This window comes from Paenibacillus sp. IHBB 10380 (assembly GCF_000949425.1).
Lineage (GTDB): Bacteria > Bacillota > Bacilli > Paenibacillales > Paenibacillaceae > Paenibacillus_AQ.
In genome coordinates this window covers 2625845-2648916 of the sequence record NZ_CP010976.1, presented here as the reverse complement: position 1 = coordinate 2648916, position 23072 = coordinate 2625845, and the positions used below count along the sequence as shown (strand labels likewise).

The following is a 23072-nucleotide window of genomic DNA, read 5'->3' as shown; positions in this document are numbered from 1 at the left end:
TGTCCGCGAGAAGTAATTGGCAGAGAAGAAGATTCAGCGGACACATCCGCACCGACTAACTACATCCGCGGCCGGCTCTTAACGGAGCCTTAAGTCGGTGGGAGGTCGTGAACACGGAAACGTTATGAGAAAGAACTTAAGACGTATATCAATTAAAAGGAGTGTATTAAAGAGATGATGGAAGTTCGTTATGGTCATTTAACCTACCTGGAAATCAAAGAAAAGGCAGAACAAGAATATACGATTATCATACCAACGGGATGCACAGAACAGCAAGGACCGCATACAACTGTTGATTTTGATACATGGTTTGCTGAAACATTAATGGTTGAAGCAGCGCAAGAGGCATATCGTCTATCTAATTTTAAAGCATTGGTGCTTCCTACCTTACCCTTCGGGCCCACGCCGGAACATAAGAATTATGGAGCAGGATACATAAATCTACCACAAAACATTTTTGAAGGAGTGATTAAGTCCATTTTAAATTCTATGATCGAACAGGGATTTAAAAAATTTGTGATTTGGAGAGGCTGCGGGGGTCACAATATGGATCACCTGATTACTGAAATGAACGAAACTTCTAATAGTTCTATTCAGATTTTTAATCCGGGACATCCCTTTTATAACGTGTGGTGTAAGTTTGAGGATCCTGAATTTCCCGGCGGACATGCGGATAGCTTTACTACTTCGATTGGATTATATAAAAGACCAGACAGTATAAAACCTGAATTGATCTCTAATCCAATGAGTAGCGAACCGGATTGGAATGATCCTTTATTGGATTTTACAGGTTACTCCAAGACTGGTGTTATTGGAGATCCGACAAAGGCATCTAAAGAACTAGGGGAAAAACTATGGGACGAAACGTTAAATCAAGTGATTAAAATTCTAAATGAACTTTGATCGTTTAAGCAGAAGTCAAGTTCCCTCGCATAACACCGGATTCACGCAGCGTCCTAACGCTCCTGAGTCTACCAGACGCTAAAGCGAGGAAGCGAGAGCTGGTAGACAACCCTTGGGTTCGTGAATCCAACAACGTTATGTGAAATTATTGAGGGAGGAAGAATATGGAAGAAAATATAAGTGACAATGAATATCAAATTAGCCTACCGTATTTGGGTGCCAAATACTCGTCATTTTTTAGTTTGATGATGATTCTTTCAATATTGATTAATGATTTAGGACGAAAGAAGTGTATTTCGTTATAGTAATAATCATTGCAGTTGGAATATTTATGATTAAAGAAATAAGGAAGAAACGTATAATAATTATCGGAGAAAATAATTTGTTAATTGATGGTTTACCTCTCGATGTTAATGAAATAAAATCCACTAAAATAAATAAATCTTATTATTCGTTGAAACCAATAAGAAACGCTGGTCTCAACGAATAATAAGATTTGATTTCAAAGGCAAAGAAAAAGAGACTCATAGAAATACGTTAAAAGCATGGTTAAGGCGACAAAACGTTAGAACTAAACAGGATTTGTAAGAAATTTATAGAGGGCCAATAACTTTACATAACACAATATTCGTGCTGCGGGTCATTCTGCCCTTGGTCTGCCAGGAGCATTTCAAAGAGGATTCATCGGGCAGACACATCCATTCCCCTAAGATAAGAGCTATCTAGGGGGAATGGACGTCGCGAATACGACAACGTTAGGTGAAATCGTCGTAGAACATAATGAAAGGAAAAAATATGAAGCGAATATTGGTTATTGGGTCAGGTGGATCGGGCAAATCTACCTTATCTCAAAGGCTTAGTAACATACTAGATATTCCAGTCATACATTTGGATACTTATTTTTGGAATCCCAATTGGGTTCCTAAAACAAATGAAGAGTGGGATAAGATCGTTGAACAATTTACTAACGAAGATCATTGGATAATTGATGGTAACTATTCAAGGACTATGGATATCAGGATTAAGAAAGCGGATTTAATCATTTTTTTGGACATGCCAAGATTTCTGTGTATTTATCGAATTATTAAACGGCGAATTATGTATCATAAGAAAACTAGACCTGATATGAATGAAGAATGTCCAGAAAAATTAGATTGGGAATTTATTAAATGGGTTTGGAATTATAGAAGAAGAAGTCGAATGAACACAATAAAGAAACTTGATCAGATAAAAGAACATCAACAAGTAATTATTGTAAAAACAAGAAAACAGGTAAATGAATTAATAGAAAGACTAGAAGAGAAGAGACATATTTGAAAGTAACTCAGGAAGTCGACGACATCTTCTAACATTACATTCCTGCATCGGGCATTCGCCCTTGGTCGCCAAAGACGGAATTCAGAGAAGTGGAATTAGGCGACACATCCAACCGGCTAAGTTTGACGACTCGTTCCCTGTGGTCACTTAAGCCGCTTGAACGTCAGGAGTGTGCGAACGTTATGTGAAATCATTGCAAGATAAAAAAGATAATGAAACCCATCTCAGGGAGATGAAGAATATTAAGATACGTATTATTGGTTCCTGTGGAAGTGGAAAGTCATATTTAGGTAAGGAAATTTCTAAGATGTTTGGGATACCATATTATGAACTTGATAATATGATTTGGGACAGAACTATAGAAAATCTAAGATTTCCTGAGGCTATAAGAGATGTAGAATTTAATAGAATAGTTAACTCTGAGTCATGGATTATTGAGGGAGTTCAATACAAATGGACAAACGAAAGTTTTATAAAGGCAGATTTCATATATATTTTAAATCCTAATGTATATATAAGGGATTACAGAATTATTAGGAGATTTATTAAGTCAAGAATAGGCATAGAGCAGTGGAATTACAAGCAGTCTTTCAAGAATTTAATAAAGATGTTGATTAAATGGAACCACGGATACAATCAGAAAGAGGTATTGGACATCACAAATGAGTATACTTATAAGAGATTGGAAATGAAAACTTCAAGAGATGTAATAAATCATATACAAGATAATTTGAAGGTAATTCAAGATGGCAATGGCATCACATAAACCAGCTAATCAAAGTCAATCCCATCAATAATAATATTTTAATAGGAAAAAGATAGACGCACTCAAATAAACTAACCCATGAGAGTGAGTTTTATATTTTGATCTCCACAGGTTGGCACCGTGATACGGGTTCAGAGACCCAACCAGCTGAATCGGGGTATGAACAAAAGGCGAGGGCATATAACACTTTATGCGACGGAATCTAGGTCCCAACAATGCATGCGTTTTTCAGCCCAGTGTTTTCTCCAGTATAAAGAAAAAGTCCATCCCCGAGCCAGTCGGGTATGAACTGAGAATACCCGACTGGCTCGGGGGACAAGCCCCCTCAGTCCCGGAAGTAGATTCGAGGAAGTGATCGCCGGGACACACCTTTACGACCTAACCGCATCGCGGCCATCCCTACGTGCCTTAAGGTGGTGAGGCGTTGTGAACACGACAACGTTAGAGGAAATTACCGATTATACAAAAATGAAAGGAACAAAAATATGGGAAACCAGATTTCAATGCCAAATGATTCAGATCATTTAGTTGAAGCATTACACATGTCTAATGGGTTAACTTCGGTTTTTATTGAAGTCCTAGCTATGAGTGGATCAATTTTAGCTAATACAAATCGAGAAAAAGAAATAATAATATGGTTAGCACAACGGGATCAATCTGTAGTAGGCATAGGAACAGTTGGTTTCCAAATAGATGATATGCCATGGACATTAGATACTTTTGATAGAGAAAGAAAATTTATGATGAGAACTATTTCTGGAGCAATGGATGGCTTAGGATGGGAACGATTAAGCTATGAACCACATAAAGAACGAATAATTGAATGTTTAAATCAATTTCGGTTAATGATAAATGCCTTTGATAAAGAAAGTATTGACTTAAATATTTACTTAGAATGGTCGGAAATCGAAGAAGATGATGATAGGTCAACAATACCAATAGGATACCCCAAATGCGAGAAACATGATATTTACTTGTCATGTCATGGTTGTATACTTTGTAATAATGGAAGTTAATGAGCTAATGCTATTTATAAGTAATTCAAAGAAGGTCGGGACCAACTCGGCCCTTGGCCGGAAGAGGCATTTCGGGGAGGCAGGTTCATCGGACACATTCAACCGGCTAAGTGGCAGAGCCACCCGGCACTACGTGCCTTAAGCCGCTTGAACGTCGTGAATGCGGAAACGTTAAGCGAAATTCTTGAAAGTACAATGGATCATCTCTAAGGACATTATTTATTAATGCTTAATTATTAAAGAATTATTTTAAATCTAATCAATTTGAGGGATTTTTTGAGGAGGAAAAATTAGTATGTTGAACATCAAGAAAATTCTCTATCCTGTAGCGGTTTTTATTGTTTTATTAATTATTATTCAAGTGTTTGTTAGCGCGGTAATTTCATCAATGATTTCAGATGTCTATTTAAAGAGCCTGCTAACACTTTTGATATCAATAGGACTTTCATTTTATTTGACTAGAAGGATTATTAACAGAAAAACTCAAAAGAAATTGTAATAATAAAATGTAAAAGAATATCGTGAAACATTATTGTTATGTATTTCATGAAGCCAAGAACTTCGCTTAACACCACATTCCTACTGCGGGCATTGCCCTTGATCGCCAAGAAGGATTTTCATGGGGTTATTCAGGCGATACACTCAATCAACTAAGCCTGACGACCCGTTCCCTTTGGTCAGATAAGCTGCTTGAACGTCAGGAATGCCAAACGTTATAAGAAATCCCCGCAAAAATTTATTGGAAAGAGGGAACAATTTATGAAGATCCTTATCTCTCAGCCAAACCATGAAGGAAATCTTGAACAACTCCAAACTGAACTAGCTTTAGATTATAATTTTGATACAGTGTTATTTCCTGAGGGTTACATCACAGATAAAGATAATGTAGTTAGAGCATGTGCGTTAGCAAATAAATATAAGAAAATGATAATTACAGGCTATAGAGATAACAACAAGGATAGAGCATTAATAATTAATCAGTATGGCGAGATCATTTTAGAACGTGCAAAGTCACCCATGAATGTTCGTTTATATACTCCTTCTGCAGTTGAGGTTAATGGATCTAAGATCGGCTATTTGTTATGTGTAGAATTATTGCAAGGATTACTTGGATTAGAAGAATATGATACAAGTTTAACTTATATTGCACATCCGATAGGTGTAGGAATGTTCAGTGAAGAACAATTTGATGAGTGGATTTCTGAGGCCAAGAGAATCGCAGTTAAATATAATACGATGATACTGGGTACAAGTCATGCAGATGGCTCATATAGAAACTGCGGTATTTCAATACCAATAGCTTATTGTATTGATAGAGTTGGAGAGCCAATTTTCATTGCTAAGAACGATTTAAGAACAAGGATAATTAACCTGAAAACAAAGGAATATGGATTTATTGCAAGGACTCTTGTATAGATTATCGAAGCAGGCGGGGACATCTTATAACATTACATTTCTGCATCGTCGTTGACGCTCCTTGGTCGCCAAGAGGGATTTTCGGAAAAGTAGAATCAGGCGACACATTCAACCGGATAAATCTGACAATCCGTTCCCTATGGTCACTTAAGCCGCTTGAACGTCAGAAATGCGGAAACGTTAGAAGAAATATCTGGGATAGTGACATATGAAGGGCATCAGAGAATCAATGATAGTGAAATTCAGGAAGAAATAATGAACAAAAAGAGTACCGAGCAATTTTTAATGAGTTATAATTAATACATCGTATTAAATCAAAGATAGGAGAAGGAATATGAAAGTAAGAGAATTAGAGTTAAAGCAATTATCATTAGAAGATGAAATAACAGACGCTAGAAACAATCTAACAACTGATAGACTTGACATGTCATATGGAGAAATTATGAGTATGTATGAAAGAGGTGAAATCATTATAAGTCCTGAGTTTCAGAGGCTTTTTCGTTGGTCTGATTTTCAAAAGACTAGGTTTGTCGAATCAATATTATTAGGTATTCCAACCCCTCCAATATTTGTTGCTGAGGATACTGAAGGAAGATGGGAGTTAGTTGATGGCCTCCAAAGAATATCTACAATACTATCTTTTTTTGGTGAACTAAAAAAAGATATAGATAAAAATAATTGGATATTAGATGAAGGTAGTTTAATTAAGAATTTTGAAGGATTTACATATAAAGAATTACCACTAAAATTCCAAAGGAATATTAAAAGAACATACTGTAGGGTTGAAATATTAAAATGGGATAGTAAATTAGATATGAGATATGAATTATTTAATAGATTAAATACAGGTGGTGCTTCATTAACAGAACAAGAAATTAGAAACTGTATATTTAGAGGGATTTCAAGCGAGTTCAACGATTATTTGGATCGGGTATCTAAATATCCAAAATTTGTTGAACTTATAAACGCAAGTGGACAAAAAGAATCAGAGGGTTATTTACAAGAACTTGTTCTTAGAATAACTTCATTATTTAATTATGACTGGAATAATGTTAGTACTAAAAACATGTCCAAATTTATGACAAAATTTATGGAAGAGGCTGTAACAGAAGGATTCGATAATGATTTTGAAAAACTAGTATATAAAACAATTGATGTGCTACATCCTTTAGGTTCTGGAATATTTAGATTTAGTAATAATCAATTATCAACAAGTTTAGTTGATGCAATATTTATAGGTATTGCGATGAATATTGAACATTATGAAAGTGTTGATAGTGTAGATCTAATGAGCAAAATAGAATCTTTAAAGGAAGACTCAATTTTCAGGAGTTATACTGGATCAGCGGCAAGTAGTAAGAGCCGAGTTATTAAGCGAATGGATAGAGCAAAAGATTTATTTTCGGAGTATTAGACATGGATATTTTAGAATCTGAACTTTTACAAGAATTGACGTTAGAAGAACAATGGAGAATTGATGAAATATCTATGATTAAGACAATTCCCCACTTGTATAGAATGACTGGGGAACATAGGCAAGTTTTAAAGAAATATTTAATTCCTGCGCTTTATGCACTCTGGGAAGGTTTTGTTGTAAAGAGTTTTGAATTGTATACAAAAAAGCTGAATGAATTAAATTTAAATATTAATCAAATACATCCAAGTATTCTCACACATGACTTAGATATTAAGCAGGGTTTAAAAGACGGGAGAGTAAATGGAAATAAACAAATTCAATTTACACTGGAATTAAAGAATTACTTTACAACTAATATAATTATTTCTGGGAAAATCCCAACAAAATCCAATGTAAAATTTAACACAATCAATAGTATACTTGAACGATTTAATTTAGATAGATTCCCTAAAAGTGAATTTGAATATCGATTAAATAAATTATTGAAGTATAGAAATGATATAGCGCATGGAGAAAATAGTTTGAGCGTAGATGATGAATTGGTCCTCGAGTTAAGTGATACAGTAATAGTATGTATGGATAAACTATCTGATACAATGGTCGATGGATTTATAAAAAAAAGATATCTAAATGAAGAACTCGAGGAAAAAACATCATAGAAACAGCTGTTGTATTAATTAAATGTATGAATCAATTATGAGATAATATAATGCTACTTAATGACTTTATAGAGAATTGACCCATCTGGGATAACAATGCATCTATGCTACTGGCATTCGCCCCTTGATAGTCCGAAGTATCTTCATAGAAGTATAGTCAGACAACACATGACCCGACCTAAGATCAGCGCTATCTAAGGTCGGGTCACGTCTCGTCGTAAATGCACAACGTTACCTGAAATATCTGGGATAAGAACATGTAGGGCATTACAGAATCAGTGATAGTGAAATTCAAGAAGTATAATGAAAAAAAGGTAAAGCTATTGAACAGAAGTCAAAGACATAAGGAAAACAGATTTAAAAGAAGCATAGAGGCATTTTGAAGAAGAAATAGAAATACATAAAGAAGAAATAAATCAAAGCCAAGTGACATCAAGGACATCTAAGGCATGAAGAACATGAAAGATATGAAAGAAATCAAATAATATTAAATGATATAAGGAATTTGAAAGTCAACTCGGAGGAGTCAGAAGGTAACAATGTATTTCAGCATCGCGCTGACGCTCCTTGGTCGCCAAGAGGGATTTTCGGAAAAGTAGAATCAGGCGACACATTCAACAGACTAGTGGCATAGCCACCCGGACCTTCGATCCTTAAGTCGTTTGGACGTCAGAAATACGCAACGTTATACGACAGAGTCAAAAAATGAATAACCCCCAAAAGAACGCTTGTTCTATTTTGTGCTGGGTGTTAGAATATATTTGAAATCAAATTGTCACATACTATGGAGGTGAGTTTTCATGGCGATTAAACATATTCCAACAAATATCGTGCACAATGGAAGTAAAGGTGGGACAACTGGTTGTGGGACTAACACCAATGAACATTCTGATCATTGGGTAAACACTAGCTCCAGTGTTACTTGCAATAAAAATGGTTGTAAGAATTAAAAGCGCGAAAACATTAACCGCCCTTCGGTAATTTAAGGGCGGTTATGTTTTTTGATAAGCTATGTATTTGATTTATACGATTTCAACGTTCTTCTGTACTGAATCGCTAAGTAACAAAAAAAGAGGATCATATGACCCTCTAAATGCTTGAGTAATGCAATTCACTGAAAAGTTGAAGAGCGTCTTTGAAACCTTGTATGTAAATACTTCTTTCTAAGATGGTCTGAAGAGAAATTTGAGCATCCTCATACAGAAACACCGTATGTTGAAGTTGATCTGGCAGAGCTTCGCGGAGCGATTTGAAATATTGGTCTGTCTCTGAAGAAAGCTGACTATATTCCGTGTGCTTTTCTAAAAGTTCGCTGTAGAGTAACTCTAAGCGTATACGAATAAGTGGATCCGCCAATGATTCCAGTGTATTAACCATATGTTATTCCTCCCTCTATTAACCCTATGGAGTTATTATATAACCTTTAAAGGTTGATTGTAAAGTGGATATTTGACTTTGTAGAGTTAATTGTTCGCTTTTCGTTGATGATTCTCGATATGAGAGATAAGATAGTATCATGGAGGCGAAGATATGACTGTAATCAAGTGCAATATAAGAGAACTCATGGCAGAACATCGAATAGATGATATAACTGAATTGATGTTGAAATCGGGATTGAGTCGGAATTCAATCAATAAGCTGTATAGGGAAACGAATATAGAAACAACAAAGCTTGAAACCTTATTCAAGCTTTGTGATACATTCAACTGCAAATTATCTGATTTAATTGAATATACATCTGGAGAAAATCAATAGTGAGGGCAGATTAAAGAAGCGACTCCGTCATATAACATAATATTCAAGTTGCGGCTCCTAACGGAGCCTGGGTCTGCATGATGGATTTTGTTGAGGCATGTCAGGAGCCACCCTAGGGGGAATGAATACATTAACGTACACGGAATTTTCGAAGTAATACATGACAAACTTAAATATACTATGTTTTTTGAGAGGAGCCCAAATAATGGACTTATTTCAAATAAATCAGCAGGACGACAGACCAATAGAACTCACTGTAAAAAATTATGAATACAATACTAGAAAGACGAATCCTTTTTATGTCGAAGTAAATAAAGAAATGAAGTATTATGCAGTTTGTCCTGCTTGTAAGAACCCTATTATTATTGTTAATCTTTATGTTGATAAAACCTTAGATGAGAATAAGAATAAAATGCCTATACATGCAAAGCATTGCAAGTATAGCGTTACTAATTTAGCTGAGTATAGTCAAGAAGCATATGACGAATGCCCTCTGGGCAATCCGTCGAAATTTGGTGGAAGTTCAAAGCATAGAAGTAAGAATAAGCGTAATGAAATTGTTACATTAATTAAGTATTATCCGGTTGTACTTTATAATGAAATCAGAAGTATTACTGGTATTGATTTTTCTGAAAACACATTCTCATCCATGATCAGTACGTTTATTAAAGCTGAGGGATATTATTATAAATATATTAACAAATACAATCTTCCTTATGGATTTCTCAACATGCAAAAAAGCATCAGAATCTATAATAACAAGCTGTACTATTCCCCATTTAAATCAGAAATGATAAATAGCATTAATAATAGTGAATTCTTTCAATATAAAAATTATAAAATAACTCCAAAATTAAAAGATGGCTTTTATGAAATTGAATTATATTTAGCAAATCATAAGATTGATTCAGAATACGAAAGTGAAACTATTGATATAATAATTGTTGAAAAGTTAAATGGGAAGACAAATGAAGTTTTTAATAAAACTGTAAAAATCGATGTTGAGAAATACATAAATACAGTTGATAAGCAAAGACGGATTAATGGCATAACAGAAGCCATAAAACTAGATGACGAATCCTTTGCAAGCAAAGTATAAGAGGCCCTCTATCGAAATCACTCTGATGTTACATCGCAAGTTCTATGCCTTAAATAGGTAAAATAAGAACGACAAAATTGGGAACCTTATTTGAATTATGTGATACATTCAATTATTGTAAGTTATCTGATCTAATTGAATATTTACCAGGAGAAGATCAATAGTGTGAGTAAACTCAAGAAATAACTCCGTCGTATAACATAATATTCAAGCTGAGGCTCCTATCGGAGCCTGGGTCTGCGGAATGGATTTCGAAGAGGAATTTCAGCAGACAACCCCTGACGGGGTTCATGAATACAGGAACGTTATAAGAAATCGGGGAAAGACTATACTTGATATTATTTGGAGGATTTTCAATGGAGATTGAAAATGAATTAAAAAAGATCAATGAAAGACTAGAAAATATTGAAATCAAAATTACTCAATTGAATAAAGAGCTGATTGGCGAACGTCCAGCATGGTTAAACTTTATAGTTGCATTTATTGTAGTATTTATTTGTATTTTATTATTTGGAGGCATCTTAATTTTCTTTTCTTAGAAGAATTCTAAACTGAAAAGCATTAGTTTTTAACAGATATATAGTGCAATGAATAATTAAAATTAGAACATATAGAAGAGCATATTTTGAAAGTGAATTCAGGAAGCCCCCGACATCTTATAACACCGTATTCGCGCTGCGTCGCTATCGCTCCTTGGTCCGGCCGAAGTTGTAAGAAGTAGTTTTGAAGAAGATGATTCAGTAACAGGGAAGCAAAGTCAGCCGGACAACCCTGCACTGCCTAACCGCGTCGCGGTCACTCCCTTCGGTCGTTTAAGGCAGTGAGGGTTCGTGAATACAACAACGTTATCTGAAAGATTGGCATTTATATTTAGGAGGGTTTTAAATGGGAGGAAATCATAAAAATAACTGGCCGGTTTGGGCCACAGAACCAGTTGAGATTAAGATTCCTGATCCTGCTTGTTAGAGAAGGGGACACAAGAAGTTAATAGTTTAAGAGAAAATCTTTCTCCTTTCGGAGTAAGTGAGATAGAACATGTTGGTAGTACGTCGATTCCAATCTCCCAGCCAAACTAATTATTGATATAATGGAAAAAATAAAGACCTTCAATGATTTAGAAGAGATCATTGAAAGTTTGAAAACTGATAATTGGAATTATGTTCCGCCTGAGTTGGATGGACATGAGTGGAGAAGATTCTTTGTCAAAGTTAAGAATGATAGAAGAGATTGTCACCTTCATTTGATGTTAGAGGATGAAGAACATTGGGAAAAACAAATTAAATTCAGAGATAAACTTCGTGAACAGTCTAATTTGGCTGAGCAATACGCGAACTAAAAAGACAGTTAGCGGAAGAAAACAGAGAAGCTTATACAGTGGCAAAAACTGACTTTATAAAAAGCATATTAGAATCGTAATATTTGTGAGTTTCTCAGAGTAGGCCAATCCTTCAGATAACATTACATTCCTACGTCGTCGCTGACGCTCCTTGGTCGCCAAGAGGGATATCGGAGAAGTGGATTCAGGCGACACATTCAACCGGCTAAGTCTGACGACTCGTTCCTTTTGGTTACATAAGCCGCTTGAACGTCAGGAATGCACGAACGTTAGCTGAAATTGCCTAAATATCATTAAAGAATATTTTTTAACAAGGAGAAAACAATGATTGATAATTATGAAATTACTCTAAAAACGAATTTTTCTTTTAACCATATTCAAGCTGCAGTACTTTTTGCAAGGAATGCTTTACAAGTAGAGAAGAATAAAGATAACGATAATTATATAGTAGCTCGAATTCAATATGAATCTTATATCACTGGTGCATTATTATGTACAGTAGGTTTTTTAGAAGCTACAATTAATGAACTTTTCTCAAACATAAAAGATGAAAATTATAAAAATGCTAAGAGCTTAAAACCAAAGAAGAGAGAATTAATTAACTCTATGTGGGAACTGGGAATACCAAGAACAGCTAAATATAGTATTTTGGATAAATATCAAATTGCTCTTACATTAGCTGATAAAAACTTATTTAAAAAGGGAGTTAGCCCTTATCAAGATATCTATTTATTGATTCAAGTTAGAAATGCAATTACTCACTATGAACCAGAATGGGTTACAACTGATTCTGAATTTCCAGAAAAAATAACCGAGCAGGCATTACAGAAGAAACTAAAAAATAAATTTAGTTTAAACCCATTTGCTAATTCAGCAGATCCATTTTTTCCGGATAAGTGTTTAAGTTATGATTTTATTAAATGGGGTATAAATTCATCTATTAATCTTACTAACTTGTTTTTTGAAGAACTTGACTTAGATTATCCTATATCATGGCTTTTAAACAATGAAATCTATAATTTGGATCTTGAGTAAACTCAATGAAGTAGGAAACATCAGCTAACAACATATTCAGCATCGGGCCATTCGGCCCTTGAATCGCCAGAAGGTAAGAAGCCAGGAAGCGGAATCAGGTGATCAACCTCTGCGAGCCCAAGTCTTCGACCCGTTCGCTGCACTCACTTAGGGCTCTCGGGTTCGTGAATACAGAACGTTATCTGAAAGATTCCCAAACACACTTATGAGTAGCCCATCCGCAACGTCCAGTTGCTTGAAGAGAGGAACAAACTATGAAAATTGGTGAATTAATTGGTATTGGCAACACTGCAGGAGTTTATCGATGGGGAAAGACTGAAGTAATAAAGATATTTTATGATCAAAGTTCTGCGATGAATGAAGCGAAAAATGCAGAAATAATAAATAACTTAAAGTTGAGATCACCTAATTATTCTGGACCAGTAGAATATGAAGGCAAGATTGGTATCGTTTATGAGAAAATTGATGGCCCCACGATGTTGTGGCATATCGAACCAACAGAACGGAGCATATCTTATAACGCAAAGCTGATGGCAAATCTGCAATATGAGATTCACAATGTTGAGAATAAGATGCTTCCAAATCTTAAACCAGAAATAACTAATAAAGTTAATGATTAACAAGAGATATCAAATCATGAGAAGCAAATTATTATAGATATGTTGAATTCATTACCTGATGGAAATATGATATGTCATTATGATTTTCATCCAGATAATATTATTATTTCACCTAATGGTCCAATAATAATTGATTGGTTGAATCTATTAGTAGGTAACCGAGAAGCTGATGTAACTAGAACTTCAATGATGATTCAATCAGATTCGCTACCGCCTAATGCTCCAAGTTGGTTAATTCACAGAGAATTTCGAGAGTTTTTTAACAAGGAATATTTAACTGAGTATATTAAGCTGACTGATATGAATGACGGATTCCTTGAACGATGGATGATACCAACTTTAGCAGCACGAATTGATGAGATGCAAGGCGAATACAGGCAAGAGATTAAAGATAAATTACAAATAAGATTAAAGAAATAGTGTGGGTCGACGTCTTGTCTCTATTCGAAGAAGTGGGGCCAATCTATCAGATAACACGGCATTCCTACTGCGGGCATTCGCCCTTGATTGCTAAGAAGGATTTCCAAAGGGGATTATTCAGGCGATACATTCAACCAGCTAAGTCTGAAGACCCGGACTACGGTCCTTAAGCTGTTTGAACGTCAGGAATGCACAACGTTATCTGAAACATTCGCAAAGATTTAATTCAAAGGAAAGTTGTTCGTGACTTTGCAGGAGAAGATGAAAAATAATAGAGTATTTGCGATTAAATCTGCAATTAAGTCAATACTAGGTTTAATCGTTTTAATGATATTTTTTTGTATGCTGGTAATAAGTTGCTCCCAATTAAAATTACAGATTATTTTTGGGACGTGTATTATGGTTGGATTATTATCATTTATTTACTCTATTCTGGTTTTCGGAGAAGTGGAATCAGACGACACATCCAACCGGCTAAGTGGCGAAGCCACCCACACCTAGGGTCTTTAAGCCGGTTAGACGTCGGAAATACGTAACGTTAGACGAAGCCTGTGCAAGATATAATAATCAATAATAAAAAAAGATAATTTAATATTATTCACATTAATGGAGGTGTATCTAATGTTGAAACTAGAACGAGCAATAACAAATGATGCTCAAAAACTTGCTGAAATACAAAAGGCCAGCTTTGATGAAGAATCAAAACATTTCAATAATAACGAAATGGGTGTTCCACTAGGATATGATTCCATAAGTTGGCAAGAAGAGATGATGCAAAATTGTAAATATTTCAAGGTACTCTTTAATGGAGAAATAATAGGGGGGGCTTTGATATTTATAGAAAGCAGTCAAGTACATAATCTAGGAAGAATTTTTATTGATCCGAACTTTCAGAATCATGGAATCGGTATGAAAGTAATGAAAGAAATTGAAAGGATTTTTCCGGATAGCAATAAATGGTGGCTTGATACTCCTGGCTGGAGTGTCAAGAATCATCACTTCTATACAAAGTGCGGATTCACCAAAGTTAGAGAAGAAGATGACCTATACATTTTTGAAAAGACTTTATAGACTTATTCTTTGATGGCATTTTCAGGGATGGCACAGAACGTATTCACGCTGCGAGACCTGACGGTCCCTTGGTCTGCAGGAGGTTTTTCGGAGAAGCGGATCAGCAGACAACCCTGCGAGGCTAAGTGGCATAGCCACCCGGCGGCTCCGTCGCCTTAAGCCTCTCGGTTTCGTGAATACAATAACGTTATCCGAAATCTCTGCAGTATTTAATTATAGAAGTTAGAAAGGTAGATCGTAAATGAAGAGAGGAATTATATTTGAGATTCCAAATGAAAACGGAAGATTTCTTGGTGACATACTAATGCCTTTTGATACAAATCAGTACAATTGGCGTGTTGGCGGTGAAGAGTCATATTTAATAAATAACAATAAACTAGACAGTTCCCTTTTTCCAGAACAAATTAATTGTATGGATGGAGAAACTCTTAAAAGTATTATAGAAGATAGTGAATATTATTTAATTTTTCAAGATCTAAAGGCTTATCCAAAAGGGAAGAATACAATAGATGTAAGGACATATGAAGAATTTATGGGCAGTGATTGTCAACTTGTACTTTTAGTTGTTGATAGTTCGTATATTACAGTCTATTGCAAGAGTAAAGAGAAACTAGAAGAACTATACTTGAATGCATATAACCAAGGATACATAAATCTAGAGTATATTACAGATGAAAACGACATGAGAACTAGACTCTCTGTCTGGTAATATGGACTTGTTTGTATACCAAGAAGGCAGAGACATCGGATAACAACGTATCTGCGCTGCGTCGATTTCGTTCCTTGGTCTGCCCGAGGCATTGCAGGGGAGTGAATCAGGCAGACACAACCCACCGCCTAACTGCTGCGAGCGGCAGCCGTCTTCTGACGAAGCCTTAAGTCGTTAGGACGTCGTGAATACAAAAACGTTATATAAAATCGCATCGCACGCAGACCGACACGTCCTGTGTCGGGTTTTAGGGTAGGGTCTTGTAAGATTGATTAAATTAGTTTTATGGAGAAAAGGAGAGGTATAATTGATGAAAGCATATATACAGGCAGATAAGAATGGAGACTTCTACAATGTAAATGCATTTATTGCTAATGAAGGTTTCACTTCATTAGGGTGGGAGACAATTAAGTTTTATGACATAAAAGAAATTAAAGAAAATAATCCAGAAGATTTAGTAGTTGGCGGAATTGGTAACGTGAGAAAGCGTCTTGAAATATTGGGACTAGAAAGAAGTCAAGGAGAAATAGATTATCCAACTTCCTTATCTAATTATTTTGGAAGAAAAATATGGACTACAACTATTCAAGAACTTTTTGAAAATAAACAGAATTGGAATGTTTTTATAAAACCCAAAGACATAACAAAAAAGTTTGTTGGAAAAATTGTTAAAGAATATAAAGATTTTATAGGATTAAGTGAAGAAAATGAGGATACGAATATTTGGTGTTCAGAAATTGTTGATTTTACAACAGAATGGCGTTGTTTTATACGATACGGACAAATACTTGATATCAGGTATTATAAAGGTGCTTGGGATTCAAAATTAGATTTAAGTATTATAAAAAGTGCTGTTAGGGATTTTATTGATGCGCCAGTTGCATATGGTATGGATTTTGGAATTGATCAAGAAGGAAATATGAAGTTGGTAGAGATAAACGATGGTCATTCTCTAGGAACTTATGGAATCAGTCCTTTGAACTATGCGAAATTTCTTTCAGCTAGATGGTCAGAATTAACAGGGACTACAGACTATTTAAGAAACTTATAGTTTAAGGAGCGGGACGTCCTATCCGCCTCTGAGCTACAAAGACGCGACTTTACATAACAATGCATCTAGCGCAAGGGGCACGGATGGAAAGAGCATGAAGAAGGGCTATGCGGGATTATCAAGAAGTATGCGTACCCACAGCTTTTCGCTGATGCGAAAACGTTATACGACAGGGTCAGTATATTATACTTTTCAAAACTGGTTGTAATGAAATTTGGGCGTCTTCATAGAGAAATAGGGTGTTGAAGGTTATCGGGAAGCGATTCTCGAATTAGTTTTAGATACTGCTGACATTCAGAAGAAAATTGTTCAAGGTCTGATTGTGAGTATAATTAGAGTTCTAATGGCTGAGCACCGAATAGATGATGTAACAGAGTTAATGACCAGATCAGGACTGAGTAGAAATTAGATTAACAAACTGTATAAAGAAATAAATATTGAGACGACAAAATTAGAAACATTATTTAAACTGTGCGATACATTTGAGTGTAAACTATCAGATATAATTGAATATACACCTGATAATTAAAGACTATTAAACGACGAGGGTATATTCGAAGAAGGACCGCGTCATATAATAATGCAGCTACGCTGCCTTAAGCCAGTGAGGGTTCGTGAATACCAGAACGTTATACGAAATATTCGCAAAACTTACTAAAACCTAAGAAGCCATAGGGAAACAGTATCAAATAATAAACTGAATGGTTATAATTTGACTGGAATTATGAGTCAGTTAGCAGATCAGCATATTTTTCATTTACACCAACATGTTATTCCTAGATTTGAGGATGAACCATATGTAGGAAAGGGAATCCACTTTTTTAAAAATGGTTATTTTCTTAACTTATCTGGTAATGGGATATGCCTAATGGACTCAATTGGATGATATAGTAGCATCCATGGACCTGAGAAACGCATAATACCCTTAATTTTTTGACGATAATCCCGTTTGTAACAATGGATAGGGCACTTTGCACAAGCCGTTTTCTTTTCACCGAATTGACAGAGGGATAGTCTATTTCTAGCATAATCATTTAAGTCCTGACATTCCTCGCAGAACACTTTTTGATGATGTTTTTTCTTACAATATATACGAATCATTTTTGAAACAAGTTCTTGTTCTCTTCGAATTTTAGGACCATCATTCAACTGCCGTTTTACTTTTTTTGTCATGTTTGAAAGATCCCTTTCAATGTTATAAAAATATATTATTCATTAACTATATCATCTAATTATTAAAGAAAACGGGTATGTCTTTTACATTTCTAAGGCATTTTTACATGGGTACTGTTAATGCTACTGCTGATATTTGCGAAATAGCTTCGTGGCAGCTTAAGGTGAATGGACGTCGTGAACACGGGAACGTTATCCGAAATTGGTGTAAAGACATATTGAAATACTAAAACATGATTAACAAGCGGAGGGAGTTTTTTTCTTGGGAAACAACCTGTATAAGATTTTAGGGACCATATTTATGATAGTCAGCGGGGTATTATATACTACTGAAAGAATCATGGAGGAATTATCGGCTTCAATAGTTGCAGCAGGCTATGCATCTCAAGGAACAGGTACCGATAGAACATCTTATTATTCAGGATTTTTTGATAATTTTTTTGTTTGGTTCTTTTTTTTCTTAGGATTTCTTTTATTAGCTTACGGATTTCCAAAGAGTAATAAATAGAACGCAGGAATTATAAAGTGCAAAAAATAATACAAAGACTAATAATCCAAAGTAAATAAGAAGCATAAAGAGACTTGGATGGGTTGATACAGAGAAGCCACCAACATCGGATAACATTGCAATACCACAGCGGTCGCTACGCTCCCTTGGTCACCAGTAGGAAGTTTCGAAGAAGTTAAATCAGGTGATACATTCAACCGGCTAAGTGGCAGAGCCACCCGGACCTATGGTCCTTAAGTCGTTTGGACGTCGGTAATGCGGGAACGTTATATGCAATCAGGCTAGAGATGTAAGATCATAAAAACGCCATTTCAAAGGAGAACCAATGATAAAAATACTAGAAGAACCAATAGGGAATACGTACAAGCAATTAATATCATTGGCATTTAACATATGTGATGAGTTCATATTAGTTAAAAGAGATCAAAAAACAAGATGAATGGCCAGGAACACGATTTTCGCAGATGTTTATTATTTTGATTGTAAGCAAGAACAAAAGAAGTTATTAATAAGTAAAGCAGACCGATTATATCAATGGATGCAGCCTAAATTATTAGAAGATTTGTGCTTCTTCAAAAATAAAGAAGAATGGTTAGTATCCATAGCACATGAAAATCAAGGATATATTAAGACAATAGATCGAAAGGAAATTTTAAGGATCCGAGAAATTGAAGGAATCATGATTTATTAGTAAGCATGGCAGGAAGAAGTGAGAATAGTATTTCAAAGAAGAACCTGACAGCATATAACATTGTATTTCTACGGCGTCGCTGACGCTCCTTGGTCGCAAGAGCGATATCTGAGAAGCGGATTCAGGCGAACATTCAACCGGCTAAGTCTGACGACCCGGTGCTACGCACCTTAAGCCGCGCGAACGTTAGCTGAAACCATTGCAGTAATGAAATAAGAAAGCGGTGATATAGAGGTGACAACCTTTATTTACTTTGTAAGGCATGCTGAGTCTATTTATGTTGAAGGTACGGAAAGAAGTAGAAGCTTATCAGAAAAAGGAATGGCTGATGCATTAGCCATCAAGGACATATTAAAAACAGAAGAAATTGATTATTTCATATCAAGTCCTTATGAAAGATCAATAGAAACCATTCGTCCAATGGCAATTGAGTATTTGAAAGATATCAAAATTGAAGAAGATTTAAGAGAAAGAAACATTGGTGAATTCTCGTCAATATCTTTCAAAGAAGCTAAGTGCCAAGTATATGAAGACATTCATTATGCATTTCCACAAGGGGAATCTAACTTAAAAGCACAGAAAAGATCTGTGAAAGTTATGGAAGACATATTAGAAACATACGAAGGTAAGAAGATCGTAATTGGAACTCATGGAGATATTATGACGTTAATGATGAATCACTTTGATAAACAATATGGATTTGATTTTTGGGAGTCCACATCGATGCCAGACATTTATAAACTAAGATTTGAAGAGAAAAGATTAATAAGTACCATAAGATTATGGGGAAGCTCACTCGAAGAAGGTAATGGCATCAGCTAACAAATGATTCCTACATCGTCGCATTCGCTCCTCGATCGCCAAGAGGGTTTTCGGAGAAGTGATTTCAGGCGACAAATCCAACCCGCTAAGTGGTCAGGAATGCCAAACGTTATAGGAAATCAGTGCAAAAACACAAAAGATCAAAAATCAGAAGTAATCAGATCATTTATAACCGAGGAGAGATAAGGAATGAATATCATAGGGAAACGAATTTTATTGAGAAATTTTATAGAAGGAGATTTCTCTTTTTACAATGAATTGGAGCAAAATCCAATAACACATAAGTATGAAAGTAGTGCACCAGATACAATTGAAATACAAAATGATTTTCAAACAGTGCTTTCAGATTCAAATAACAATCCACGTGAAAAGTACAAACTCGCAATATGCTTGAAGGATGATAGGAAACCTATTGGTCGTATAAGTATTAAATTAAATTGGTCTGAAATTAGAGAATGGGAGATCGGTTGGGCATTACATTCGAATTTTTGGAAAAAAGGTTATGCAACAGAGGCAGCTGAACTTATGATAGGATATGCATTCAGCGATCTCAATGCACATCGAGTTGTTGCATACGCAAACACTGAAAATGAATTGTCCGAAAAATTGATGATTAGAGCTGGAATGATAAAGGACGGCATACTCAGAGAGGTTAGATATTGTAATAATAAATGGTGTAATGAATCAATTTACTCAGTCCTTGAACGGGAATGGAGACAAACAGAATAAAGTATGAATAAATTTGTGAGTTACTCATTGAAGCCGCTGACATCCTATAACACGGTATTCATGTTTCGGACTGACGTCCTTAGTCTGTGTGAAATATTTCAAGGAGGCCGATTAGGCAGACAACCCTGCAAGGCGAAGTATATGGACCCGGAGCTGAAGCTCCTTAAGTCTCTCGGGTTCATGAATACCAAACGTTATCGGAAATCATTGCAGAATGTTAAAACCATAAAACCATCGAGGTGTACATATGCTGGATGAATTCACTAAAAAGAGAATTGATAAGATAATGTCTGATTACATTGAAGAGAACGTGCCAAAACACATAAGAAACCAAGTGAAACTAAATTTTAAGTTCAGAGGTGATAGCGTCACTCTAATTGAAGAAAGAATTGCATTTAAGAGTGATCAATGGGTACAATTGCCCGTTGCTCAATTCCGATTAGAACAAAACAAATGGAAAGTATATTGGAGAGACAGTAAGAATAAATGGCATTTTGTTGAAGACATTACACCGGAGAAAGACTTTGAAAAACAATTGAAAACCGTTGATAACGATGATCTAGGAATATTCTGGGGATAAAGATAGAAGGAGTTTTTCAGGTATTTCGAAGAAGGCAATGACATCTGATAACATTGCATTACCACAGCGGTCGCTACGCTCCCTTGCTCACCAAGCGGAAGTTTCGTTGAAGTGAGTCAGGTGACATATCCAACCAGCTAAGTGGCAGAGCAGCCACCGGGACCTACGGTCGTTAAGCTGTTTGGACGTCGGTAATGCGCAACGTTATACGCAACCACTTTGAGAATTATTAAACTAATGAATATGTTAATATTCATTGTTGATATTTGAATTTTATGGACATTTGTTCTTGAATTTAGTTATAAGATAAATGTTTAGACAAAAAGATTTTAGAAGGAGGAATGAAATGTTTACTCCAATTCATAAAAAATTGTATTTTGGATTACTTATACCATTCGTATTGATTGCAGTTATCTGTTTTTTTATTCTTCCTGATGAGACACGTTACCTTATTATGGGCATCCCATTATTTTTCTGGGTTGTTTATTACATTTGTGTTTATTTCATCAATAAATAGACTTGATTATACTATTAGAACTAAAGATGTTTCTTATAAAATTCAAAAATTAACATTAAAATTTATCATAGTCAAACTAATAAGACCAATAAATTATAAATGAAAGTGAAAGATAAATTAGACAAATGATTAATGACAGGAAGAAAAAAGAATAAATCATTTTAATGGATATGGTTGCATTTACGAAGATGAGTTGAAAAGAAGGGGAAAAATGAATAGTAGAAGGGGTGACTTTCCTATACGGAAACGAATTTGATAGTACCAAAATACATAAAGATAAAGACATATTAAATACATAAAATACACAAGACATGTGGATGTGGAATCGGAGGGGAAGGGGTAGCGTATAACAATTTTTTTCAGCATCGTCGCTGACGCTCCTTGGTCGCTAAGAGGAATTTTCTGAGTAGTGGAATCAGGCGACACATCCAACCGGCTAAGTGGCAGAGCCACCGGGACCTACGGTCCTTAAGCTGTTTGGACGTCAGAAATATGCAACGTTATACGCAATTACTCGAACCCATAAAAAGGAGAAATAAATCATGCAGGAGAGAGATTTATCTTTAAATAGAAGAATAGCCATAGTTACTGGTGCTTCTCGCCTTAACGGCATTGGGGCAGCAATATGTACAGCACTGGCGAGTAAAGGAGTTGATGTATTCTTTACATATTGGACTACCTATGATAAAGAAATGCCTTGGGGAATTCATTCAAATGAACCTCAATTGTTACAAGATAAAATCATAGAATATGGTGTGCGTTGTGAGAAACTGGAATTAGATATATCTGATACATTAGCACCTGCTAAGTTATTAGATGCAGTGGAAGAAAAATTAGGAACGCCATCAATTTTAATCAACAATGCGACCTATTCCGTTGATGTAGGATACGATACATTAACTGCTGAAGTACTTGATAAACATTACCAGGTAAATATTCGTGGAACAATGTTATTAAGTGCAGAGTTTGCAAGTCGGTTTAGCAATTCAAGAGGTGGGAGAATTATTAATTTAACTTCTGGTCAATCGCTAGGACCGATGGCTGGTAATATAGCGTATGCTACTACTAAAGGTGCCATTGATACATTCACTATAACCTTATCGGCTGAAGTAGCCTCGAAAGGAATTACAGTAAATGCGGTGAATCCAGGACCAACTGATACGGGATGGATGGATGATGGCGTAAAAGATTACATTTTGACTAAATCCCCAATGGGTAGAATTGGACTGCCTCACGATGCAGCACGATTAATTACTTTTCTGGTAAGTGACGAAGCTGAGTGGATAAATGGACAAATTATCCACTCAGAAGGTGGATTTCAGAGAGGTTAGTAAGTATTTCAAGGAAGTCGAGTAACAGCGTATAACAATATGTTCACGCATCGGAGCATTCGCCCCTCGGTCGCCAGGGGAATTTCAAAGAGGTGTATCAGGCGACACATCCGCACCATCCAACCGCATCG

23 protein-coding genes and 3 pseudogenes are annotated in these 23072 nt (G+C 35.5%); 24 read left to right on the top strand and 2 right to left on the bottom strand.

Annotated features, from left to right (window positions below; translation table 11 throughout):
- Window positions 1–174 precede the first annotated feature (174 nt).
- From UB51_RS11500 to UB51_RS11460, 7 genes are all read left to right on the top strand, one after another.
- The gene (locus tag UB51_RS11500) at window positions 175–903 is read left to right on the top strand and encodes a creatininase family protein (RefSeq protein ID WP_199925006.1); all 729 of its coding nucleotides are present in this window, start codon (window positions 175–177) and stop codon (window positions 901–903) included.
- Window positions 904–1698: 795 nt separating this feature from the next.
- Complete coding sequence (locus tag UB51_RS11490) at window positions 1699–2220, top strand: DNA topology modulation protein (protein WP_044880075.1); 522 nt, start codon at window positions 1699–1701, stop codon at window positions 2218–2220.
- A 184-nt stretch (window positions 2221–2404) separates the two neighbouring features.
- Window positions 2405–2986: a P-loop NTPase family protein gene (locus UB51_RS11485; RefSeq protein WP_234405612.1), complete on the top strand. Its 582-nt coding sequence runs from the start codon at window positions 2405–2407 to the stop codon at window positions 2984–2986.
- A gap of 485 nt (window positions 2987–3471) precedes the next feature.
- Entirely contained in the window at window positions 3472–4002 is a 531-nt protein-coding gene (locus tag UB51_RS11480) for a hypothetical protein (RefSeq protein ID WP_044877407.1), read from the top strand.
- A 759-nt stretch (window positions 4003–4761) separates the two neighbouring features.
- Window positions 4762–5418, top strand: a complete 657-nt coding sequence (locus UB51_RS11470; protein WP_044877405.1) for a hypothetical protein — start codon at window positions 4762–4764, stop codon at window positions 5416–5418.
- A gap of 334 nt (window positions 5419–5752) precedes the next feature.
- Window positions 5753–6832, top strand: a complete 1080-nt coding sequence (locus UB51_RS11465; RefSeq protein WP_044877404.1) for a DUF262 domain-containing protein — start codon at window positions 5753–5755, stop codon at window positions 6830–6832.
- Between the two features lie 2 nt (window positions 6833–6834).
- Window positions 6835–7494 (top strand): MAE_28990/MAE_18760 family HEPN-like nuclease, encoded by a 660-nt coding sequence (locus UB51_RS11460; protein WP_044877403.1) that lies wholly within the window; start codon window positions 6835–6837, stop codon window positions 7492–7494.
- 1089 nt (window positions 7495–8583) lie between these two features.
- Here UB51_RS11460 and UB51_RS11455 read toward each other — a convergent pair.
- The gene (locus tag UB51_RS11455; RefSeq protein ID WP_044877402.1) at window positions 8584–8871 is read right to left on the bottom strand and encodes a DUF6809 family protein; all 288 of its coding nucleotides are present in this window, start codon (window positions 8869–8871) and stop codon (window positions 8584–8586) included.
- A 153-nt stretch (window positions 8872–9024) separates the two neighbouring features.
- Between UB51_RS11455 and UB51_RS11450 the strand changes: the two genes are divergently transcribed.
- The 12 genes and pseudogenes from UB51_RS11450 to UB51_RS27135 all read left to right on the top strand — a co-directional run bounded on the left by UB51_RS11450 (window position 9025) and on the right by UB51_RS27135 (window position 17119).
- Window positions 9025–9249 carry a helix-turn-helix domain-containing protein gene (locus UB51_RS11450; protein WP_044877401.1) on the top strand — a complete coding sequence of 75 codons (225 nt, stop codon included), beginning with the start codon at window positions 9025–9027 and terminating at the stop codon, window positions 9247–9249.
- 205 nt (window positions 9250–9454) lie between these two features.
- The gene (locus tag UB51_RS11445; protein ID WP_044877400.1) at window positions 9455–10348 is read left to right on the top strand and encodes a hypothetical protein; all 894 of its coding nucleotides are present in this window, start codon (window positions 9455–9457) and stop codon (window positions 10346–10348) included.
- A gap of 62 nt (window positions 10349–10410) precedes the next feature.
- Window positions 10411–10512 (top strand): annotated as a pseudogene (locus tag UB51_RS28995) (helix-turn-helix domain-containing protein); the annotation flags it as partial.
- A gap of 192 nt (window positions 10513–10704) precedes the next feature.
- Window positions 10705–10887 carry a hypothetical protein gene (locus UB51_RS11440; RefSeq protein WP_044877399.1) on the top strand — a complete coding sequence of 61 codons (183 nt, stop codon included), beginning with the start codon at window positions 10705–10707 and terminating at the stop codon, window positions 10885–10887.
- A gap of 346 nt (window positions 10888–11233) precedes the next feature.
- Window positions 11234–11764, top strand: a pseudogene (locus UB51_RS26435) (GrpB family protein).
- A 244-nt stretch (window positions 11765–12008) separates the two neighbouring features.
- The gene (locus tag UB51_RS11430) at window positions 12009–12719 is read left to right on the top strand and encodes a hypothetical protein (RefSeq protein ID WP_044877398.1); all 711 of its coding nucleotides are present in this window, start codon (window positions 12009–12011) and stop codon (window positions 12717–12719) included.
- Window positions 12720–12973: 254 nt separating this feature from the next.
- Window positions 12974–13339, top strand: a complete 366-nt coding sequence (locus UB51_RS28990) for a hypothetical protein (protein ID WP_234405611.1) — start codon at window positions 12974–12976, stop codon at window positions 13337–13339.
- Window positions 13340–13345: 6 nt separating this feature from the next.
- The gene (locus UB51_RS28985) at window positions 13346–13759 is read left to right on the top strand and encodes a phosphotransferase (protein ID WP_324607779.1); all 414 of its coding nucleotides are present in this window, start codon (window positions 13346–13348) and stop codon (window positions 13757–13759) included.
- 621 nt (window positions 13760–14380) lie between these two features.
- Window positions 14381–14830 carry a GNAT family N-acetyltransferase gene (locus UB51_RS11415; protein ID WP_044877396.1) on the top strand — a complete coding sequence of 150 codons (450 nt, stop codon included), beginning with the start codon at window positions 14381–14383 and terminating at the stop codon, window positions 14828–14830.
- A 241-nt stretch (window positions 14831–15071) separates the two neighbouring features.
- Window positions 15072–15539: a DUF2691 family protein gene (locus UB51_RS11410; RefSeq protein ID WP_044877395.1), complete on the top strand. Its 468-nt coding sequence runs from the start codon at window positions 15072–15074 to the stop codon at window positions 15537–15539.
- 310 nt (window positions 15540–15849) lie between these two features.
- Window positions 15850–16590 (top strand): ATP-grasp domain-containing protein, encoded by a 741-nt coding sequence (locus UB51_RS11405; RefSeq protein ID WP_044877394.1) that lies wholly within the window; start codon window positions 15850–15852, stop codon window positions 16588–16590.
- Between the two features lie 343 nt (window positions 16591–16933).
- Window positions 16934–17119 (top strand): annotated as a pseudogene (locus tag UB51_RS27135) (helix-turn-helix domain-containing protein).
- 302 nt (window positions 17120–17421) lie between these two features.
- Here UB51_RS27135 and UB51_RS11400 read toward each other — a convergent pair.
- Window positions 17422–17763, bottom strand: a complete 342-nt coding sequence (locus UB51_RS11400) for a nitrous oxide-stimulated promoter family protein (RefSeq protein WP_044877393.1) — start codon at window positions 17761–17763, stop codon at window positions 17422–17424.
- Between the two features lie 262 nt (window positions 17764–18025).
- Between UB51_RS11400 and UB51_RS11395 the strand changes: the two genes are divergently transcribed.
- The 5 genes from UB51_RS11395 to UB51_RS11370 all read left to right on the top strand — a co-directional run bounded on the left by UB51_RS11395 (window position 18026) and on the right by UB51_RS11370 (window position 22941).
- A complete protein-coding gene (locus UB51_RS11395) occupies window positions 18026–18271 on the top strand; it encodes a hypothetical protein (RefSeq protein ID WP_044877392.1) in 246 nt (81 codons plus the stop codon).
- Window positions 18272–19196: 925 nt separating this feature from the next.
- Window positions 19197–19784, top strand: a complete 588-nt coding sequence (locus UB51_RS11385; RefSeq protein WP_044877391.1) for a histidine phosphatase family protein — start codon at window positions 19197–19199, stop codon at window positions 19782–19784.
- 189 nt (window positions 19785–19973) lie between these two features.
- A complete protein-coding gene (locus tag UB51_RS11380; RefSeq protein ID WP_044877390.1) occupies window positions 19974–20513 on the top strand; it encodes a GNAT family N-acetyltransferase in 540 nt (179 codons plus the stop codon).
- Between the two features lie 247 nt (window positions 20514–20760).
- The gene (locus UB51_RS11375; protein WP_044877389.1) at window positions 20761–21093 is read left to right on the top strand and encodes a DUF3024 domain-containing protein; all 333 of its coding nucleotides are present in this window, start codon (window positions 20761–20763) and stop codon (window positions 21091–21093) included.
- A 1059-nt stretch (window positions 21094–22152) separates the two neighbouring features.
- On the top strand, window positions 22153–22941 hold the full coding sequence (locus UB51_RS11370; protein WP_044877388.1) for an SDR family oxidoreductase: 789 nt from the start codon (window positions 22153–22155) through the stop codon (window positions 22939–22941).
- Window positions 22942–23072: the final 131 nt, after the last annotated feature.

Coding starts and splice junctions, on each gene's coding strand:
- UB51_RS11500 (WP_199925006.1), top strand. CDS start 175: ATGATGGAAGTTCGTTATGGTCATTTAACCTACCTGGAAATCAAAGAA.
- UB51_RS11490 (WP_044880075.1), top strand. CDS start 1,699: ATGAAGCGAATATTGGTTATTGGGTCAGGTGGATCGGGCAAATCTACC.
- UB51_RS11480 (WP_044877407.1), top strand. CDS start 3,472: ATGGGAAACCAGATTTCAATGCCAAATGATTCAGATCATTTAGTTGAA.
- UB51_RS11470 (WP_044877405.1), top strand. CDS start 4,762: ATGAAGATCCTTATCTCTCAGCCAAACCATGAAGGAAATCTTGAACAA.
- UB51_RS11465 (WP_044877404.1), top strand. CDS start 5,753: ATGAAAGTAAGAGAATTAGAGTTAAAGCAATTATCATTAGAAGATGAA.
- UB51_RS11460 (WP_044877403.1), top strand. CDS start 6,835: ATGGATATTTTAGAATCTGAACTTTTACAAGAATTGACGTTAGAAGAA.
- UB51_RS11455 (WP_044877402.1), bottom strand. CDS start 8,871: ATGGTTAATACACTGGAATCATTGGCGGATCCACTTATTCGTATACGC.
- UB51_RS11450 (WP_044877401.1), top strand. CDS start 9,025: ATGACTGTAATCAAGTGCAATATAAGAGAACTCATGGCAGAACATCGA.
- UB51_RS11445 (WP_044877400.1), top strand. CDS start 9,455: ATGGACTTATTTCAAATAAATCAGCAGGACGACAGACCAATAGAACTC.
- UB51_RS11440 (WP_044877399.1), top strand. CDS start 10,705: ATGGAGATTGAAAATGAATTAAAAAAGATCAATGAAAGACTAGAAAAT.
- UB51_RS11430 (WP_044877398.1), top strand. CDS start 12,009: ATGATTGATAATTATGAAATTACTCTAAAAACGAATTTTTCTTTTAAC.
- UB51_RS28990 (WP_234405611.1), top strand. CDS start 12,974: ATGAAAATTGGTGAATTAATTGGTATTGGCAACACTGCAGGAGTTTAT.
- UB51_RS11415 (WP_044877396.1), top strand. CDS start 14,381: ATGTTGAAACTAGAACGAGCAATAACAAATGATGCTCAAAAACTTGCT.
- UB51_RS11410 (WP_044877395.1), top strand. CDS start 15,072: ATGAAGAGAGGAATTATATTTGAGATTCCAAATGAAAACGGAAGATTT.
- UB51_RS11405 (WP_044877394.1), top strand. CDS start 15,850: ATGAAAGCATATATACAGGCAGATAAGAATGGAGACTTCTACAATGTA.
- UB51_RS11400 (WP_044877393.1), bottom strand. CDS start 17,763: ATGACAAAAAAAGTAAAACGGCAGTTGAATGATGGTCCTAAAATTCGA.
- UB51_RS11380 (WP_044877390.1), top strand. CDS start 19,974: ATGAATATCATAGGGAAACGAATTTTATTGAGAAATTTTATAGAAGGA.
- UB51_RS11375 (WP_044877389.1), top strand. CDS start 20,761: ATGCTGGATGAATTCACTAAAAAGAGAATTGATAAGATAATGTCTGAT.
- UB51_RS11370 (WP_044877388.1), top strand. CDS start 22,153: ATGCAGGAGAGAGATTTATCTTTAAATAGAAGAATAGCCATAGTTACT.